This window comes from Rhodoferax sp. GT1R46, from assembly GCF_056521285.1.
In genome coordinates, this window is sequence record NZ_JBWMBC010000001.1 from 189,124 (window position 1) to 207,446 (window position 18,323).

General features: G+C 62.0%; 23 protein-coding genes. 2 read left to right on the plus strand and 21 right to left on the minus strand.

The features are described from left to right. Window positions 1-15 precede the first annotated feature (15 nt). The 15 genes from AC097W_RS00925 to AC097W_RS00995 form a co-directional block, all read right to left on the minus strand. On the minus strand, window positions 16-810 hold the full coding sequence (locus AC097W_RS00925; RefSeq protein WP_479600370.1) for an SDR family NAD(P)-dependent oxidoreductase: 795 nt from the start codon (window positions 808-810) through the stop codon (window positions 16-18). Between the two features lie 8 nt (window positions 811-818). After that, window positions 819-1,427: an antibiotic biosynthesis monooxygenase gene (locus tag AC097W_RS00930; protein WP_479600371.1), complete on the minus strand. Its 609-nt coding sequence runs from the start codon at window positions 1,425-1,427 to the stop codon at window positions 819-821. Window positions 1,428-1,442: 15 nt separating this feature from the next. Continuing rightward, a complete protein-coding gene (dmpE, locus tag AC097W_RS00935; RefSeq protein ID WP_479600372.1) occupies window positions 1,443-2,225 on the minus strand; it encodes a 2-oxopent-4-enoate hydratase in 783 nt (260 codons plus the stop codon). A 41-nt stretch (window positions 2,226-2,266) separates the two neighbouring features. Continuing rightward, on the minus strand, window positions 2,267-3,169 hold the full coding sequence (locus AC097W_RS00940) for an alpha/beta fold hydrolase (RefSeq protein ID WP_479600373.1): 903 nt from the start codon (window positions 3,167-3,169) through the stop codon (window positions 2,267-2,269). 9 nt (window positions 3,170-3,178) lie between these two features. Then, entirely contained in the window at window positions 3,179-4,639 is a 1,461-nt protein-coding gene (locus AC097W_RS00945; protein ID WP_479600374.1) for a 2-hydroxymuconic semialdehyde dehydrogenase, read from the minus strand. A 37-nt stretch (window positions 4,640-4,676) separates the two neighbouring features. Further along, window positions 4,677-5,138: a GlcG/HbpS family heme-binding protein gene (locus AC097W_RS00950; protein ID WP_479600375.1), complete on the minus strand. Its 462-nt coding sequence runs from the start codon at window positions 5,136-5,138 to the stop codon at window positions 4,677-4,679. A gap of 2 nt (window positions 5,139-5,140) precedes the next feature. Next, a complete protein-coding gene (locus tag AC097W_RS00955; RefSeq protein ID WP_479600376.1) occupies window positions 5,141-6,019 on the minus strand; it encodes a SphA family protein in 879 nt (292 codons plus the stop codon). 109 nt (window positions 6,020-6,128) lie between these two features. Beyond that, entirely contained in the window at window positions 6,129-7,073 is a 945-nt protein-coding gene (locus AC097W_RS00960; protein ID WP_479600377.1) for a catechol 2,3-dioxygenase, read from the minus strand. A gap of 27 nt (window positions 7,074-7,100) precedes the next feature. Continuing rightward, complete coding sequence (locus AC097W_RS00965) at window positions 7,101-7,448, minus strand: 2Fe-2S iron-sulfur cluster binding domain-containing protein (protein ID WP_479600378.1); 348 nt, start codon at window positions 7,446-7,448, stop codon at window positions 7,101-7,103. A gap of 12 nt (window positions 7,449-7,460) precedes the next feature. Next, window positions 7,461-8,525 carry a 2Fe-2S iron-sulfur cluster-binding protein gene (locus tag AC097W_RS00970; RefSeq protein WP_479600379.1) on the minus strand — a complete coding sequence of 355 codons (1,065 nt, stop codon included), beginning with the start codon at window positions 8,523-8,525 and terminating at the stop codon, window positions 7,461-7,463. 17 nt (window positions 8,526-8,542) lie between these two features. Further along, window positions 8,543-8,899 carry a phenol hydroxylase subunit P4 gene (locus AC097W_RS00975; RefSeq protein ID WP_479600380.1) on the minus strand — a complete coding sequence of 119 codons (357 nt, stop codon included), beginning with the start codon at window positions 8,897-8,899 and terminating at the stop codon, window positions 8,543-8,545. Next, on the minus strand, window positions 8,896-10,455 hold the full coding sequence (locus tag AC097W_RS00980; protein WP_479600381.1) for an aromatic/alkene/methane monooxygenase hydroxylase/oxygenase subunit alpha: 1,560 nt from the start codon (window positions 10,453-10,455) through the stop codon (window positions 8,896-8,898). Before AC097W_RS00980 ends, AC097W_RS00975 begins: the two co-directional genes overlap by 4 nt. A 27-nt stretch (window positions 10,456-10,482) precedes the next feature. Then, a complete protein-coding gene (locus AC097W_RS00985; RefSeq protein ID WP_479600382.1) occupies window positions 10,483-10,752 on the minus strand; it encodes an MmoB/DmpM family protein in 270 nt (89 codons plus the stop codon). A 33-nt stretch (window positions 10,753-10,785) separates the two neighbouring features. Next, on the minus strand, window positions 10,786-11,781 hold the full coding sequence (locus tag AC097W_RS00990; protein ID WP_479600383.1) for a ferritin family protein: 996 nt from the start codon (window positions 11,779-11,781) through the stop codon (window positions 10,786-10,788). Between the two features lie 37 nt (window positions 11,782-11,818). Continuing rightward, window positions 11,819-12,040 (minus strand): phenol hydroxylase subunit, encoded by a 222-nt coding sequence (locus AC097W_RS00995; protein WP_479600384.1) that lies wholly within the window; start codon window positions 12,038-12,040, stop codon window positions 11,819-11,821. A 330-nt stretch (window positions 12,041-12,370) separates the two neighbouring features. Between AC097W_RS00995 and AC097W_RS01000 the strand changes: the two genes are divergently transcribed. Beyond that, window positions 12,371-14,050, plus strand: a complete 1,680-nt coding sequence (locus AC097W_RS01000; protein WP_479600385.1) for a sigma 54-interacting transcriptional regulator — start codon at window positions 12,371-12,373, stop codon at window positions 14,048-14,050. 30 nt (window positions 14,051-14,080) lie between these two features. Next, complete coding sequence (locus tag AC097W_RS01005) at window positions 14,081-14,800, plus strand: GntR family transcriptional regulator (protein ID WP_479600386.1); 720 nt, start codon at window positions 14,081-14,083, stop codon at window positions 14,798-14,800. 30 nt (window positions 14,801-14,830) lie between these two features. Here AC097W_RS01005 and AC097W_RS01010 read toward each other — a convergent pair whose 3' ends face one another. From AC097W_RS01010 to AC097W_RS01035, 6 genes are all read right to left on the minus strand, one after another. Continuing rightward, window positions 14,831-15,067, minus strand: coding sequence for a hypothetical protein (locus AC097W_RS01010; RefSeq protein WP_479600387.1), 237 nt, complete (start codon window positions 15,065-15,067; stop codon window positions 14,831-14,833). Window positions 15,068-15,177: 110 nt separating this feature from the next. Beyond that, window positions 15,178-16,200, minus strand: a complete 1,023-nt coding sequence (locus tag AC097W_RS01015; protein ID WP_479600388.1) for a 2Fe-2S iron-sulfur cluster-binding protein — start codon at window positions 16,198-16,200, stop codon at window positions 15,178-15,180. Window positions 16,201-16,281: 81 nt separating this feature from the next. Next, entirely contained in the window at window positions 16,282-17,280 is a 999-nt protein-coding gene (locus AC097W_RS01020) for an aromatic/alkene monooxygenase hydroxylase subunit beta (RefSeq protein WP_479600389.1), read from the minus strand. A gap of 26 nt (window positions 17,281-17,306) precedes the next feature. Further along, window positions 17,307-17,624, minus strand: a complete 318-nt coding sequence (locus AC097W_RS01025; protein ID WP_479600390.1) for an MmoB/DmpM family protein — start codon at window positions 17,622-17,624, stop codon at window positions 17,307-17,309. A 26-nt stretch (window positions 17,625-17,650) separates the two neighbouring features. Further along, entirely contained in the window at window positions 17,651-17,986 is a 336-nt protein-coding gene (locus tag AC097W_RS01030) for a monooxygenase system ferredoxin subunit (RefSeq protein ID WP_479600391.1), read from the minus strand. 15 nt (window positions 17,987-18,001) lie between these two features. Then, window positions 18,002-18,268: a toluene-4-monooxygenase system B family protein gene (locus tag AC097W_RS01035; RefSeq protein ID WP_479600392.1), complete on the minus strand. Its 267-nt coding sequence runs from the start codon at window positions 18,266-18,268 to the stop codon at window positions 18,002-18,004. Window positions 18,269-18,323 lie beyond the last annotated feature (55 nt).

Here is an 18,323-nt window from a genome sequence, read left to right on the forward strand (position 1 = left end):
GTAGTAAAGTAAAAGTCAGATCAGTGAACGCACCACGCCGCCATCCACGCGCAGCGCAGCGCCGTTGGTGGCCGCACTGCGCGGGCTGCACACATAGGCCACCAGCGCGGCGACCTCTGCGGGTTCGATAAAGCGTTGCAGCAGCGAGGTGGGTCGCGCATGCTGGAAAAAGTCGATTTCGGCCTCAGCCAGGGTCTGGCCCGCCTCGCTGGCCAGCTTGGCAAAGAAGTGGCCCACTCCCTCGGTGCGGGTGGGTCCCGGCAGCACGGCATTCACCGTGACGCCGGTGCCTGCGCAGGTCTCGGCCAGGCCGCGCGAGACCGACAACTGCGCCGACTTGCTCATGCCGTAATGCACCATGTCGCCCGGCGGACAGATGCCGGACTCGCTGGAGATAAACACGATGCGGCCCCAGCCGCGCTGCTTCATGCCTGCAAGCTGGCCGCGCGCCAGGCGCACACCGCTCATCACATTGACCTCGAAAAAGCGCAGCCAGTCTGCGTCCGAAATCTGCTCAAACGCCTTGGGCTCGAAGATGCCCAGGTTGTTGACCAGGATGTCCACGTCGCCGGCAACCTTCAGCAGTTGCTGGCAGCCTTCCGGCGTGGACAGATCGGCCTGCACCGCATCCAGAGTGGCACCGGGAAGCTCAGCCTGCAGTCGCTGCAGCGCCTGCTGCAAACGCCCTGCATCGCGGCCGTTGAGCAGCACCTGCGCGCCCTCGGCGGCGAGCTCACGGGCAATGGCAAAACCGATGCCGGAGCTGGAGCCCGTGATCAGGGCACGCTTGCCCTTGAGTTGCAAATCCATGTGTCTTCCTATCGTTGCTGTGACGCCGGTGGTACCGGGTACAGCCAAGGTTTAAGCAGCTGGGTCAGTTGCGGTGCCACCAGCCAGGTCATGGTGATGACCACCAGCAATGTCAGCAGCATCACGCGTGGCAGAAGCGGCCAAGGTGCCAAAGCCTCACCCAGCAACAGGAACAGCGCATACACCGTGGGGCAGATGCCAAGCCAGGTGACCACGGCCACCTTCCAGCGCGGGGGCGAATTCTGCTTGGGGCCAGTGGGCGCAGCAAACCAGTGGCCCAGGCCGCTGACCTGGCGCACCGTCTGGCCTTCGATGTGCGGCGCAATCGCGGCCAGCGCCAGCGAGCGCACGGGGGAGTCCTGCCAAGCCTGCAGGTGCGCGGCCGTGTCAAAGGCAAACACCACGTTGTAGAGCGTGGCATCCGTGCTGCCACTGTCGTCCTGCGGGCGCACCAGTTGTCCGCCCAGGTAGCCGGGAAAGCTGCGTGCGGCGGCCGTCATGTCGTTCGACGCCTGCTCAAATGCCGCCTCATGGCAGGGCGTGACCCGGCGCGTGATCAGCACCGTGACTGCACCGGTAGCTGGCTGCAGCGATGGGATGGCAGGGACCGAGGACATCCGGCTGTGCGATGGTTAGTGGAAGCGCACCGAGCAGCTGCCGAGCCCGCCAATCGAGACGCGGAAGTTGTCACCGGCCTTGGCCGGGGCCATGGCGGCCAGCGCGCCTGACAGCACCACTTCACCAGCCTTGATGCCAATGCCCAAACGGCCCAAGGTGTTGACCAGCCAGGTGACGGCATTCACGGGTGAGCCTAGTGCGGCGGCACCGGCCCCAGTGCCAATGATGTCGCCATTCTTCTCGAACACCATGCCACAGGTGGACAGGTCGATACGGCGCGGATCGACGGCGCGGTCGCCCAGCACGAACACGCCACACGAGGCGTTGTCGGCCACGGTGTCCTGGATCTTGATCTTCCAGTCACGGATTCGCGAGTCGACGATCTCGAAGCAGGGCATCACGCATTCGGTGGCGGCCAGCACATCGGCATTGCTGATGCCGGGGCCCATCAGGTCTTTCTTCAGGATGAAGGCAATCTCGCCTTCGGCCTTGGGTTGGATCAGGGTGCTAATGTCAATGCTCTGGCCTTCGTTGTAAATCATGCCGTCCAGCAGGTAACCAAAATCCGGCTGGTACACGCCCAGCATGTTCATCACGGCGGCGGAGGTGACGCCGATCTTTTTGCCGACCACGCGCTCGCCCGCATTGAGGCGACGCTGCAACATGCGCTGCTGAATGTGATACGCGTTCTCGATGGTGATGTCGGGGTGGCGGGTGGTGAGCGGATCCACCACGGTGCGGTTGGTCATGGCCTGGTACAGCTCGTCGCCCAAGTTGGTAATCAGTGTGGAATCCATTGCAAAGTCCGGTTGGGTTGTTAAAAATCGGGGGCGGCGCGTCAGTGGGTGGCCTGCGCTTCGCGGGCCTTTTCGGGCTGGGCTGTGGGCTTGCTGGCGGCCTTTTTGGCGACCAGCGCATCCGCTTCGTCCAGGAAGTTGCCGACCAGTTGCGTGAAGCGCGCGGCGTGTTCAATCTGCGTCCAGTGGCCGCAACGGCCAAACACATGCAGCTGCGCGCGTTCAATCCAAGCGCTGAGCGTCAGCGAGTTGGACAGGGGCAGCACTTTGTCTTCGCGCCCGTGGATCACCAGCGTCTCGTGCGGTAGCGCGCGTATGTCTTCCTCGCGGCTGGCCAGCGACTCGACACCGGTCTGTCGGGGTGCAGGGAACATGCTCTCGAACGCATCCTGAAAGCCGGGCTGGATGCTGGCCTTGTAGCGCAGCTCGGCCAGTTCGTCGCTCATCAGCGTGCGGTCGAAGGCGAAGATGTCGAGCAGCTTGAGCATGTTGGCAATCGAGGGCTGGTAGCCCCAGACCGCGTCCAGCCCTTCGGTGATCGGAAACGACACGCCGGCCGCACCCATCAGCACCAGACGCCGCACGCGCTTCGGGTGCCGTATTGCCAGCGCCAGCGCCAGACCGCCACCAAAGGAGTTGCCGACCAGATCGGCCTGCTCAATCTTCAGCGCGTCCAGCAGGCCAATGGCCTGCGCCACCCAGGTGTCGAGGTTGTAGCGAACGCCTTGTGGACGCTCGCTGAAACCAAAGCCCACCATGTCGGGCGCTATGACGCGACGGCCTGCGGCCAGTGCCGGAATGGTCAAACGCCAGTTGGCCCAGGCGCTGACACCGGGGCCAGAGCCGTGGATCAGCAGCACTGGAAAACCGGTGCCCACATCGTGGTAGTTGGTGGTGATGCCGTTGGCAAGAATGCTCTTGCCGATTTCGGGGTTCTGGCTCATGCTGGGCTTTCAGTATTTGATCATCACGTTGCGAAGTTCGGTGTAGAAATCCAGCGAATGCACACCGCCCTCGCGGCCGATGCCGGACTGCTTGCTTCCGCCAAACGGCGTGCGCAGGTCGCGCAGGAACCAGCTGTTGACCCAGCACAGGCCCACTTCGATTTGCGTGGCGACGCGACTGGCGCGGCTGATGTCCTGGGTGTAGATGGAGGTGGCCAGCCCGTACTTGGTGTCATTGGCCATGCGCACCGCTTCTTCCTCGGTGTCAAAGGGGGTGATGTGGCAGCAGGGGCCGAAGATTTCTTCGCGCACCACGGTGGCGGTCTCGGGCAGGCCGGTCCAGATGGTGGGTTCCACCCAGCAGCCGTCCTTCAGGTCGTCCGGCATATCGGGCACGCCGCCGCCGAACACAATCGTTGCGCCTTCTTCCTTGGCCTTGGCGTAATAGGACAACACCTTCTTCTGGTGGATCTTGCTGACCAGCGGGCCGATCTTGGTGTCGTGGTCAAAGGGGCGGCCGGGCTTCATGCCCTCGGCCTTCACCTTGAGTGCAGCAACAAACTTGTCGAAGATGGGGCGCTCCACATAGACGCGCTCGGTGCCCAGGCAGACCTGGCCGCAGTTCTCAAAAACGGAGCGGGTGACGGTGTTGATGGCGTTGTCAAAATCGCAGTCGGCAAACACCACGGCGGCGTTCTTGCCGCCCAGTTCGAGTGACACCGGACGGATGCCATCAGCACCGGCCTTCATGATGGCCGTGCCGGTCTTGGTCTCGCCGGTGAAGGTGATGCCGTTGACGCCCTGGTGCGCAGTGAGGAAGGAGCCGGCGGAATTCACGCCAAAGCCGTTCACCACGTTGTAGACGCCGGGCGGCACGCCCACCTTGTTCATGACTTCGCCGAGCAGCGTTGCGGTGCTGGGTGTGGCCTCCGAGGGCTTGACGACGACCGTGTTGCCACAGGCCAAGGCCGGGCCGCATTTCCAGGTCATCAAGAGCAGCGGCAGGTTCCACGGGCAGATGATGGCGATGACGCCGCGCGGGGTGCGCACACCGTAGCTGCGTGCGGTCTTGCCGTCGGGGGTGCGCATCTCGAAGGATTCAGTGGACACGTTCTTGATGGTGTCGGTGAAGATCTTGAAGTTGGCCGCACCGCGCGGAATGTCGATGTGCGAGGCCAGATGGCCTGGCTTGCCGGTGTCGGCCACTTCAGCCTGCAAAAAGTCGTCAAAGCGGTGGTTGATCTCCGCCACCACCGCATCCAACATGGCGCAGCGCTCCACCACCGACAGCCGGCCCCAGGGTCCGTGCAGAGCGGCGCGGGCGGCTGCCACTGCCGCATCCACCTCGGGCTGGCCTGCCTCATGCACCATGCCGATCAGGCTGTTGTCCACCGGGTTGCGCTTCTCATAGGTCTTGCCGCTGGCGTTGCTGACGTATGCACCGTTGATGAAGTTTAGGATCTGTTTCATGGCTGTTCGCAGGAGTTGAAAAATGGGTTGGTGTGCATCACACCAAGGGGAGGCTAAGCGCTGCCAGACCGGCCTGGGCAATGGCCTGGTCTTGCGCCTCGCTGCCACCGGAGACACCGATAGCGCCTACGCGCGCACCGGCCTCGACAATCGGCAGTCCGCCGCCAAAGGCGACAAAGCGCGGGCGCAGCACGATGCCTTCGCGCACCGCGGGCGAATGGCCTTGCAGGGCCTCTGCCCACTGGTGCGTGGGCAGGCCGAAGCTGACCGCCGTGTAGGCCTTGTCGATGGCAATTTCCAACGAATGCAGGGGCGCGCCGGGCATGCGAAGAAAAGCGGCGAGCAGGCCGCCGGCGTCCACCACCGCGACATTGACGCAGGCGCCCATGTCCAGTGCGGCCTGCACGGCTGCACCTGCGGCCGCATGGGCGGCACGCCAGTCGATGCTGCGCAGGCTGACGCTCACAGCAACCGCGGGGGTGTTCGCTGGGCGGCTCATGTTTAGAGGAACTTCACAAACGTGAAGCGCAACAGATTGCCCATGGGCTCAGCACCGGTACCTGCCTGGGACTGGTACTCCTTGTAGGCGGCCGCCTTCAGGATCACACCCGAACTCATCAGCGGCAGAACCACTTCGGCACCCACGGCGTGGCGCTCGGACTTGTTGGAGGATGCACCGGTGCCGCTGTCGTTGCTCACCTGCATCTGGTCATAACCGACCAGGCCAACCTGCACCGTGCCCAGCATCTTGCCAAAGCCCCATTCCAGCGAGACCTGATCACCGGGCTTGAAGCCATTTGATTTGCTGTGGTTGATTTCATAGCGCAGCAGGGCCGAGCCGGAGATCGTCTTGTTGGCATCAAAGTAGTAGGTGGCGCCACCGGTCAGCATGGTGCTGGCAAAGCCCTTGCCAGCCGAGGCGGGCGAGGAGCTGTCAGCCGACTTGAGCCAGAAACCTGCTGCGCCCACGGCGTCCCAGAAGGCACCATGCCAGCCCAGCACCACGGGGCCCAGATAGACATCACCAAAACCGCTTTGCGTATCGGACAGGCCGGCGGCCCTGATGGTCAGCGAGGTGGACTGCACCGGCACAATGGTTTCCATGCCGAAGTCGGCACCCAGCACCTTGGTGTTGGAGATCCAGGCCAGGCGATTGGCCAGGGCAAAGATGGTGGCCTTGTTCTCGCCGGGCAGTGCGGTGCTGCCGCCCGGTACCTTGAATTGTTCGGCGTTGTAGTTCGCCATATAGCCCAGGTAATAGAGGCCGGGGGGAGGCACGCTGGCGGCTTGCATGCCTTCCACTCCGGGCACGTAATGGCCTTCGGCGTGGGCACTCACGAGTGCGGTCAGGGCAGCGGCTGCAAATAGTATTTTCTTCATGGGGTGTGATTCATTCCAGGAAAATTTTTCCTAAAACAGGTGTACGACTTTCAAAGACCTCGCGCGCAACAAGTTGGCTGCGCGCGCGAGGTATCAGTGCTTGCAGGGCTCAGGTGTACACATCCGTGAAGGACGCAACCATCTCACCGGTGTGGTAGAAAATTCCGGTCCCCAGCTTGTCTTCGGTCCAGGTGGTCACAGGCCGGTCGCGCTGGGCCAGATAGCCCAAGCCGGCAAAGGTTTCGTTGCGGTTGCCGCTCGGGTCGAAGAAGTAAATCGTCTCGCCACGGGTGATGCCGTGGCGGGTGGGCGCCACGTCAATCTTGGTCTTGGTCTTGGCCATCACGTCGGCAGACTTCAGGATGTCGTTCCACGAATCCAGGAAGTAGGCAATGTGGTGCAGGCCCATGCGCGGTCCGCCGACAAAGGCGATGTCATGTGGCGTGGTGGTGCGTGCCAGCCAGGTGGCAGCCTGCATGTCGCCGTTGGGGCCGACCAGGATTTGCTCGGTCAGGAAGAAGTCCAGCACTTCCATGACGAACTTGGTGTTCTCAGCCACCTTGTTGACGCCGGTCTCGGGGTTGAGCTCGCACATCAGCAGGCAGTGGTCCAGCCAGTGCGCGCCGGCACCGGTGATGTTGTCCGGCCACGGATCGGGGTTGGTGGTGCCGACCTCGGTGCCCACATATTCCTTCATGGCATAGAGGCGCATCTCGTGGCCGCTGGGCAGGTTGAACTGCAGCATGCGACCTGTGGAGGGCATGGCACCTTCGGCCAAGACCTTGGTGGCGATGCCGTAGGCTTCGATCTTCTTTTGCAGCGTATCCAGATCGGCATCGTTCTCGACCTTGTAGGCCACGTGGTTCAGGCCGGCCTGGTCGGAGGGCGTGAGCACCAGCGAGTATTTGTCCCACTCGTCCCAGCACTTGAGGTACACGTTGCCGTGCTTGTCTTCCATTGTCTTTTTCATGCCCAGCACTTTTTCATAGTGCTTGACAGCTGCTGCCATGTCCATCACCCGCAGGCTGGCGTGACCGATTCGTGCAATACCCATTTGAAGTCTCCTCTTGGTTGAAATAACTTAAGTGCTTGCCTTAGCGGCAAACCCTTTTTTGAATGGCTTCTCGAACTTGCCCACCACCTCCAGTTGCACTGGGGTGAGGGGTGCCACACGGCAGGCCAAAGTAAATCCGTGTGCTTCCTCTTCCGCACTGACGTGCGCGCGGCTGATGGGGCCCAGCGACTGGCATTGCCCCTCCAATACGTGAACCTTGCAGACGCCGCAACCACCGTTGACGCAACCCACCGGTATGCCCTTGCGGCCCAGACGCAACATGCCCTGGAGCAGGCTCTCGCTGGTGGCGCAGACATAGGTCTCGTCGGTTTGCGCGATGTGCACGCTGACCTTGGGGCGGGTGTCAAAGAACATGGTGGTGCTTCCCTAAACCCGCTTGAACAGCGGACTGCGCTGCTGGTTGGTGTCGGCGGCCGACAAAAACTTCTCGGTATAGATATCGCGCTCAAACAGGCGGCCTTGCATCAGCGTGGAGATGCAGGCTTCGATCATCACGGGCGGTCCGCACAGGTAGGCCTGGTGGCCGGCGAACGTGCCGTCGAAATGGGCCTTGGCCACGTCGTGCACAAAGCCGCGTGCGCCCTGCCAATCCGAGCCTTCGGGTTCACCCGAGAGGGTGGGAACGTAGGTGAAGTGCGGGTACTTTTCCGCGAGTGCGCGAAAAGCCTCGTCGTAGTACAGCTCGTCCCACGTGCGCTGGCCATAGACCAGGGTCATGGGCTGCGCGCTCTTGTCTTGAAGCAGGTCGTGAATCATGGCGCGTGGGCTTGAGAGGCCCGAGCCACCGGCCATGAAGACCATGGGCAGCCGGGCAGACTTGCGTACCAGGAAGCGCCCGTAGGGTCCGGATATTTGCAGGCTGTCGCCCACCTTCAGGCTCTGGTGCAGCCAGGTCGTGCCGGCACCGCCTGCGACGATGCGCACATTCAATTCGATCTCGCCGCTGGCTTGCACCTCGGCTGGTGCATTGGCAATCGAGAAGGCGCGGCTGCCTTCAATGCCGGGTATGACGACCTGCACATACTGGCCGGCCTGAAAATGCAGAGGGCTGTCGAGCTTGAGCCAGATCGCCTTGATGGTTGGAGTCAGAGACTCGATGCGCGCCACCGTGGTGTAGAAGTCGCGCACAGGGATCACTTCGGCATCCGGGTCCTCGTCAATATCGGCTTCTATACAGGCATCGCTTTGCAGCGTGGCGCAGCAGGCCAGGGTCTTGCCGGCGTCGCGCTCGAAATCCATCAGCGCGAACGGGTTGGCGTGACCGTGGTCCACTTCGCCCTCACTCACCTGCACCTTGCAGGTACCACACAGACCATGACCGCATGCGTGGGGAATATAGATGCCCTGGCGCAAGGCAGCATCCAGCAGCGTCTGCCCCTCTTCCACCTCGATGATGGCGCCCAGCGGTTCAATCGTCAGTTGGTAACTCATGGTCTTCTCAAAAACGCTTAGTTGCAGGAGCCGTTCAGGCCCGACAGTCCGGGGGTGCGAAAGCGGATCACGTCCTTGTGCTGGAGGCCGTTGTCGGCCAGCGACTTGGCCGGGTCCGGCTTCCAGGGCTTGCCCGATTTCGTCCACTCGACCGTGTTCCAGTCGATCTTGGCGAAGTCGGGGTGGTAGCCGTAGGTGCCGGGCAGCACGCCCGGGCCGACGGCGCCAAACGGGGTGTCGGGCGGCAGGGGTAGGGCGATGGGTGCGCCAAACATCAGGTGGTCTTCCCAACCGATGAAGAGCAGCGGTGCGGGAAAGTTCTCGCGCACATCCTTGGCAGGAAAGCTGTAGGGCTTGAGGGAAACGACGCTCATTTTTTTACTCCATCCACGGTATCGCCGTTCCAGGCGGCAAAGTTTTTCTGGTCTTCCGAACCATCAAAGTCGAAGTTGTCGCTGCCGACTTTCATGTTGTAGTAATCCAGCACGGCGAGCAGCGGATCAAAGCCTTCCCTGGTCGGATCGACATCGGGTTTGAAGCAGTTGCCCTGGTAAATCTGCTGTGGTGGCAACCAGGACTGCACGTACTTCTCGGGCTCGTTGTCGAAGATTTCCTTGCAGTGGTCGCTGCAGCAGTGGTACTTGTTGCCCAGGTAGTCGGACTCGCGGTAGGCGATCTTGGTGGCGTCACCCGGCTCGGTGAAGATCATCGGGATCTGGCAGGTCTGACACAGCATGGGCAATGTCTTCTGGTAGAAGCGGTTGCCCTTGGCGGCCTCGGCGCGCCAGAAGTCCCAACGCGGCTTGTAGACCGTATCGAACGTCTCGGGGTACTTCTCCGACAACCAGGCCATTTCTTCCTCGGAAGGAATCCAGGTGTGGATGGCGGCAGCAGCGTTGTAGTTGTAGAAGACGGCAAAGGTCTGGTGGCTGATGTGGTCCTTGCCTTCGCAAGCCTGTATCCAGCCCTTGGGCTTGCGGATGCCGTAGCGCGCCAGGTCCTTGAACAGGGCTTCGCCGTTTTCTTCCACATACATTTCCCAGCTTTCGCGCCAGCTCATCACGCGCTTGGGCAGCATGTAATCCTGCATCATGGCCACAATGCTGAGCAGGCGGTAACCGCGCCAGAACCATTTGTCGATCCAGCCCTGCACGATGGGCACATTGCCTGGATCCTGCTCCAGCATGAACTTGATGCACTCAATGCCCAGCGTCATGTGGCGCGACTCATCGGACTGCGCGCTGAAGCCGAAGGTCACCGTGGACATGTCGCCGTTATGCGCCGCGCCCGACATAAAGGGCACGAACAGCAGATTGGTCAGCACGTATTCAAAAGAGAAGCTCACGGCCGTGAGGAACTCGAAGGGGCCACCGGTGTAGGCATCTTCAAAGAAGGACTTGGGCACCGACAGGTACCAGACCCGGTCGAACATGTGCTGCGGACTGTGCAGGCCGTTGAAGTACTTGTTGTAGTGGCTCAGGGCGTGGGTTTCGGTCTGGTAGTGTCGCAGTTCGTCAATCGACTGCATCTGGCATGCCACGCGGGCACCGGCGCCGGTGAACTGGCGACCGGCGTGCGCAAAGCCGCGGTAGGCGTAGTACTCCAGCGGCGTCACGCCGGTGAGGAACAGCTTGAGCGCGTTGATGTAGCGCGCGTCCGTCACGCCGAGCTGGCCGTTGTTCTGGGCAAAGGCCTCGATCACGGCGTAGAGCTTTTTCTCTTTTTCGCCCTGGTACTTCCAATAGGCGTCCATGGTCAGGCGGAAGGGGTCTTCCCACTTGTCCCAGTCGTGGATCTTGATGCCTTCGTACTTGTCGTAGGGGAAGACCTTTTCCATCGGCTGGTAGGTGGTGTCCCAGGCGAGGTCGCGGGTCATGGCGGCGTAGCGGTCTTTCAGACCGAGCTTCTTCTTGATGACGCGGGTATCCATTTTTTGTCTCCTAATGGGGTTCGGGGTTCAGTGGGTCCAGCTCAGCGAGAACTGGTCGTCGTCTTCGTCGATGTGGCCCGAGAGGGTGACCAGGTTGACGTGGATCTGTTGCAGATTGAAGGAGCGGCCGATCAGCTCTTCAATGCTTTCGCGTTTGATCACCAAGCTGTTGGGCGCAATGATCTTGACCAGGCCGGTGGGATAGGTGGCTTCGGCTTCTGAGTTGTCGGCCAGGATGGCGTCGATGATGGGACGCGCGTCTTCGTTGTCCTGGAAGGCGATAAATACATTCGACATGGGGCTTGTCTCCTTGGTGTTGTGTAGTGAGGCTCAGGCGGACAGGCCGGCCTTTTTGCCGCGCAGGTCCAGCGCAGCGCGGGCTTCCAGCAGGGCTTGTGCGCCTGCAGCGCCCAGTGCGAGTTCGGCCAGCGGTGCGAGTGCGGTTTGCGCACGGTCGGCCCAGGCCTGTACCCAACCGGCAATCAATTGCTTGTTGTCGGCGGATTCGGCGGTGGCGACCTTGAGCACGGCGTCGATCCAGCGCGCGCTGTCGCTATGCCACTCGGGCATGAAGGCGGTGAGCATGGCCACGGCGGTACCGCCCTGGGGCACGATGTGGTCATCGACAAAGCTGCCGAACATAAGCGGATACAGCTGGCCGTCCAGCGCAAAGTTCTGGGCGATGAAGAGTTCAAACGGGTCCGACAGCACCAGCGTGTCTTCCACGTAGTGGCGCAGCGGCTGCCAGCGGGCGTCGTTGAGCCAATCGTTCTTGCCAGCCTGCAGCACACCGGGCTCATCCAGCGCCAGCCCCAGGCGAGTAATGAACTGGGCAGCACCCAGCTGGTCCATGGCATGGAACATGGCGGGAGCGGTAAACGGCGTGCCGTAACCGTAGGCGCCGATCGAGCTGTTGTTCATATTGCCGCCCCAGGCCACATGGCGCAGCGGCATCAGCACCTGGCAGACCTTGGCGCGCACGGCGTCGGGCATCTTGGAGACCAGCTTGCGTGATTCCACGAATTCGTAGCTGGCTTCAATGGCGTCCTGCTGGCGGGCGCGGGCCATGGTCCAGGTGGCGTAGTAATACTGGCGCGGGTCGCGCAGGCAGTTCCAGTCGGCCAGCTTGATGGCGGAGCGGGACGCATCAAAGATCTCGTGTTCCGGATCCCAGGTCGGGCGGTAGTGGAAGTTGGCCGTGGGCTGCGTACCCAGGGTGGCCTCCTGGTAGCGCGAGGCGGGCTTGTCGTTGCCCACGTAGTGCGCGGTGTGCGCAAAGGTATTGCGCAGGGGCTTGATTTCACGGGTATGCAGATCTACAGACATGGGAACAATCCTTTGTGGGAGTGAGGGGCGCGGGGATTCAATCGTTCAACAGCAGCACTTTTTGACGCAGGCAGAAATCGTCAAAGGCAGCGCGGGGCAACATCAGGTCAACAAACAACTCGGGCCAGCCAATGGCGAACTCGAAACACACCAGGCCGTCGGCACGGACCTGCTTGATGCGCACGAACTTGGCGGACACATCGCAGATGCGTTCGTCCGGGGTAGTCGGTGCTTGGGGTAGGGTCAAGGTCTTGGGCATGGTTTGGCGGGTAGGTGCCTCATGACTTTGCAAGGACCCTGCCAAAAACGGCCACACCCGCCAAAATCTCGATATTTCTAGGGATAACCCCTAGAAATAGGACCCGACAACGCGCCACAGGCATCGGAATTTGGCATGAACTAGGGCTAACCCTTAGCCAATAGTCCACCCATTCGCCTTTGAAATACTGCATTTGATTCAGGCGAAACGGCTAAAATTCACCAAATGATCAATTTTCAAAAGTCGCGCCGGCCGTTCGGTGACCTGGGTCATGGAAACTAAAAATATCGAGAAAATGGCATTCAAGCCTTACCGCGAGACAAAGCACCCATGAGCCTGAAATACCCCCCGGACAGCGACCTGCGCCGCCTGCTGCGCTTCGAGACTGACAGCGGAGCCATCTGGCTCGGAGACCGGCGCATGGTGTTGATGCACACCAACGCCCTGGCCGCCCTGCGCCAGGATCTGATCACCTCCGTCGGCCCCGAACATGCGCGGCGCATCCTGACGCGCATGGGGTATGCCTCGGGCCTGTCGGATGCCGAGTACGCCAAGAAGACGCGGCCGGGCGAGGCCTTGCAGGACAGCTTTATGGTGGGGCCGCAACTGCACATGCTCGAAGGCGCGGCGCGGGTCACCCCGGTCAAACTTGCCTTTGACATTCCAGCGGGCCAGTTCTTTGGCGAGTTCCGCTGGGACCATTCCTGGGAGGCCTATGCGCACCGGCAGAAGTTCGGCGTGGTGGAAGACCCGGCCTGCTGGACGCTGATGGGATATGCCAGCGGCTACACCAGTGCCTTCATGGGGCGGCTGATCCTGTTCAAGGAGACGCAATGCGCCGCCTGTGGTGCCGACCATTGCCAGATCATCGGTCGCCCGATCGAGGAGTGGCCGGATGGCGAGGCACATCGTGTGTACTTCACCGACGACTCACTGATGGAGAAGATGGAGGCCCTGCAATCGCAGGTCGAGGCCCTGAAGTCCACCCTGGAGCCCGCCACCCAGGGCGGCCAGCTCATCGGCAACTCCAGCGCCTTTCGCAAGGCCTACACGCTGATGCAAAAAGTGGCCGCCACCCAGGCCACCGTGCTGCTCACCGGCGAGACCGGCGTTGGCAAGGAACGCTTTGCGCGTGCCCTGCATGAGCTCTCCAGCCGCGCAGATAAACCCTTTGTGGCGGTGAACTGCGCCGCCCTGCCGGCCGAGCTGATCGAGGCCGAGCTGTTTGGCGTCGAGAAGGGGGCCTATACCGGCGCCCATGCAGCGCGCGCCGGCCGCTTTGAGCGCGCCGATGGCGGCACCCTGCTGCTCGACGAAGTGGGCGAACTGCCGATGGCGGCGCAGGCCAAACTGCTGCGCGTGCTGCAGGAGGGCGAGATCGAGCGCGTGGGTGGCGAGAAGACGCGCAAGGTCAACGTGCGCCTGGTGGCCGCCACCAATGTGGACCTGGAAAAGGCCGTGGCGGCCGGGCGCTTCCGGCGCGACCTGATGTACCGCCTGAATGTCTACCCCATCTGCATTCCGCCCTTGCGCGAGCGCAAGACCGACATTGAGCTGCTGGCCCAGGGCATGCTGGCGCGCTTTTGCGTGCTGCACAGCAAGCGCGTGCTGGGCTTTGAAGAGCGCGCGCTACAGGCGCTGCTGCAACACGACTGGCCAGGCAATGTGCGCGAACTGGAAAACCTGGTGGAGCGTGGCGTCATTCTTGCAAGCCAGTCGGGCATGGTCGAAGTGGAGCACCTTTTCCCCAACCAGCCGGACGCAGCCCAAACCAGCCTGGATGCGCATGGCCATCTCGCCCCATTGCCCAGCGCGCAGGACGACGACCTGAGTAGCCGCATTCTGGACAGCGGCAGCACGCTGGACGAAGTGGAGGCGCGCGTGCTGGACCACGCCATGGCGCGCGCCCGCGGCAACCTCTCGGAAGCGGCACGCCTCTTGGGCCTGACCCGCCCGCAAATGGCCTACCGTCAAAAGCAACGCCAACAACGCGGCGCCGCGGCGCCCTAAACCAAAAACGCACAGAGCGGGATCAACTCCATGTCAACCATTCAACACAACCCGGCCACCGAGTCAGACCCCGATGCCGTGGTGCCGCGCACGCTGGTCGAGCGCGCGTATCTTAGCCTTCGCCACGACGTGGTCTGCGGCAAACTCGCCCCTGGCGAGCGCCTGCGCGTAGAGCACCTGAAGGACCAATACGAAGTCGGTTCCGGCACCCTGCGTGAGGCTTTGTCGCTGCTGGTGTCCGATGCGCTGGTCACGTCCGAAGGCCAACGCGGATTTCGTGTCGCACCCATTTCCATGGCCGATCTGGAAGACGTGACCAACACCCGCGTGATGCTGGAGACCGAAGCCCTGCGCCAGTCCATACGCCACGGCGACGCAGAGTGGGAAGCTTCACTGGTACAAAGTTACGAACTGCTGTGCACCACCGAGCGGAACCTGGCCGAGACCGGTTCCGTACGCTGGGAGCGGCGCAACAAGGCCTTCCACGAGGCGTTGATTGCCGGCTTCAACTCGACGTGGAGCAAATACCTGCTGTCCATCCTGTACCGTCACGCCGAGCGCTACCGCAACATCAACTTCCGTCTGACCGCCGCCCACGCCAGCGGCCGCGATGTGCACAAGGAACACGAAGCCATCTTCCGTGCCGCGGTAGACCGCCAGGAGGCCCGCGCAGCCCTGGCGCTGGAAGCGCATATTCGGTTGACGCATGACATCGTGCGCTTGCAGGCTAGTCGGGTGGCAGTGAAATAAGGAGGGTGGCAGCACGGGCCTTCGCCCCGCTCAAGCCGTGAGGTCTAACCCCACGACTTTCAGTTTCTTCGCGTACGAATCCCTGCGCTTCTCTGCCTTGGCAGCAATTTCGATGGCGGTTTGAGTGGTCCTCGGCCCCTTTTTTGCCAGCGTCTTTATCAAGCCTAATTTGTGAGCGGCTTCTGCCTTAGCTCTGCGGAAGGCGGCGATGAGTTCGGCGTGGGCAACGGATTGATTCACAAGGATATCGTTTTCAACGAGCGCCATTTCTGCGCCTTTATGGTGCGCTCGTTGCCATTGAAGACGAGGCGACGCAATAGGCTTGCAAGTGACTGCCCGAAAGGTAGAAATGGGCGGTTGAATAGCAGTGCGGGTTTTTAGAAAAACCGGTCGAAGTGGATCTGCTCAAACGGTACACGGTATTCCACCATCAGCATCTCCTGCAAACCCTGCGTCATGGGTGGTGGGCCGGCAAAGTAAAACTCGTAGCCCTGCATGGCTTCACCAAAGGTGCGCCGCACCAGTTCATGTACGAAGCCGGTTTCACCACGCCAGGCTGTACCGACATCCTCGCCCGGCAGCGACACCACCGGATGAAAATGGATGCGCTCGCGAAAGCCGGGGAGTTCGCGCAGCAAGCTTTCGCCACAAATGTCTTGCGGCGTTCTGCCTCCATAGAAGAAGTGCAGCTGGCGCGTCTTTAGCAGGCCGGCTTTCGCGGCGCCACGGGCAATGGAGACCATGGGCGCCAAGCCGGAGCCGCCCGCTACGCAGACGATGTCGCGCGGCACCTCGGGGCGCAACCAGGCCAGGCCATACGAGCCGTCGATCTCTACGCAATCGCCGACTTGCAGATGTTCAAAGAGTCTTTCTGTGGCCATGCCCTTGGCAACCCGGCGGATCTGAAAATGCCATTCGCCTTGCGCATTGGCCAGGTTGGACATGGAATAAGCGCGCGGCGTGCCAACCCCGGGAATCGCCAGCATCGCGTATTGGCCCGGCAAGAATTCAGCGGCCTCTTCACTGACAAAGCGGAACTCGCTGATGTCATGCGTGATGGCGTGCGAGCCGGTGAAGCGGGCACGCAGGCGCCGGGGTCGAATGGGTGGCACGCATTCCGGGGCGGTGCGCACCTTGATGCGCAGGTCGGTCGTGGCTACGCACTGGCAGGCCAGGAGCTTGCCTTTGCGGATATCGCGCTCGGTGAGGCCCGGCGCTTGCGGCCAGAGGTTTTCCACCTCGCCGTCCAGCAATTCAAACTTGCAACTGCCACAGCCGCCCGAGTTGCACTCGTAGGGAAAGCCCAGGCCCGCGCGCAGGGCGGCACGCAGGAGGGTGTCTGCACCCAGTTGCTCAAAGGCGCTGTGCTCGGGCTCGGTCATTACTTTTTTGGATGTCATGGCATGTTTATGCAAAGGGATGCTAGTTGCACGGCAGGCGCTTGACGGGTTGTCCAACGCCTACCGTGGGGCTGCTTGGATTTACAGACCCAGAGACTTGCGGAAATCGCGCGTCGCCTGCTTGGCCGATGCGGCTGCACCGGGTACATCGGCCAGTGCGCCGCAATAGGCGTCAATCGCCTTGTCGGCCAGCGGCTCCCACTTGGCAATCCAGCCCTGCAAGACTGCTGCATTGCCCGGCCTCTCCAGCGCCATCTTCGCCAGGGCCGTGGCCCAGCGGCGATGGCGCGCGGCGTCCATCAGTTGGGCGTCGTTGAGCAGGCCCAGCAGCATGTCGCCGTTGTGGCGTGCGGACTCACCGAGCTTGCGCAAAACGGCCTCGTCAATGGCCGGTTTGGCGATCAGGTTCAGGGCCACAAAGCCCTCGGCCCAGTCCCAGGTTACCAGCACGTTTTCCATCAGTTCGCGAAAGCCCTGCCAGGCGGCATCGGTTTCCCAATAGCCACGCTCATCGGTCGAAAAGCCCTTGTCGGCAAAGGCCAGCGAGAGTTCCTTGGTGCGGTAGGCGGTGTGGCTGAGCCAGCGGAACGAGTCGGCCATCTGGAAGTAATGGCAGTTGGTGATGGTGCTGGCCGGTGCCACCTGGCCCACATAGGCCGAGGCCATCTGCAGGGTGTGGAACAGGTAGCGTGCGGGTGTGTAGAGCCGAGCCAGCGTGCCGGCCCAGCGCGGGTCCAGGGACTCGTCGTGCTCACGCGTGTTGAACTGGTCGAACAGGCCAAACACATAGTTTTCCTGGCCGTCCTGCATCATGTTGTAGCTGCGGTAGACCACTTCCTCCGGGTCGCGAAAGGCGTTCCAGTCGTCGTGCTGCAGCGCGCTGCCGAAGGTGTTTTTCTTGTACCACTTGTTCATGGCCAACTCGGGGTCCAACTCGTAGGGCGCGTTGGCGTCGCGGTTGTTGTAGTGCAGATTGGTGCTGACGATTTCGTATTCGCTGGGTTTGCGGCGGCGTCCGGCCAGGTGGCTCCAGGTCTTGAGTGGTTTGAGTACCTGGGTTTGGGCTTGTGCTTGTGACATGGTGGGTTTCCTCTGCGGTGTTCGTTTTAAAGATGCGTGACGAAATAGAAACGCACCTGGTCTGGCAGCGTCTCGATACGCCCGGAGAAGGAACTGAGGTCCACTTCCAGATCGTTCATCTTGAACGGGCGACCTAGCGCGGCTTCAATCGTTTCACGCCGCAGGATCAGTTCGTCATCGGTGTCTATGCGCAGATAGGCGCGCTTGTCGTCTACGCGGATCACGCGCCCCGGGTTGTCTTCGCGCGCGGCTTCGGCCACGGCCTGGGCCAGTTCGCCGGCGCGCATCACCGGGCCGACCCGGTTGTTGCTGTGCTTGTTCACCACTACGGTTGCATTGCTCATGTTGGTCTCCTGATTTTTTGTTGATTTCACGTGTGCGCAAACAGGGCCTCGACGCCACTGGTTTGCACCATCACGTCCTCCCCCTCGACGCGCACCGGGTACTCGGCCAGCGCGCAATCGGAAGGGTTGATACCCTTGCCGGTGCAGGCGTCGAACTGCCACAGATGGGCGCGGCAGATCACCGTCTTGCCATCGAACTTACCTTCGGATAGGGGGATGTCCTGGTGCGGGCACATGCCCTGAAAGGCCTTGATCACACCGCCCTCGGCACAGACCAGCAGGATGTCTTTGCCATCGACCTCGAAGGACTCCATGTCGCCTTCCCACAGGTCATCAAGGGTGCATACTTTTTGGAATGTCATGTTGCGGTCTCCGGCTTAGAGGCTGGGGGCTTGCCAGACCACCTCGATGGTTTCGGTCGGCTTGAAGCCTGCCTCTGCCACCTTCAGGTTGCGCGGCAGCAACTCGGTGCTGCCCTGGCGGCGGATGCGCAGGATCTGGCCGGGGCGGGCGCGCACACGCCGGCCCACCGAGTGGTGGGCGGCGGCGGCAGCCACCTCGTCCATGGTGTTTTCGGTATCGACCGGCAGCAGCTGCAGCACGAAGTCACCTTCAAAATTGGAACTCAAGGGAAATAGGGCCATGGGGCTCTCCTGTATCGGTTGGATTCATGGCACCGGCGCGGTGGCCGGCGACGTG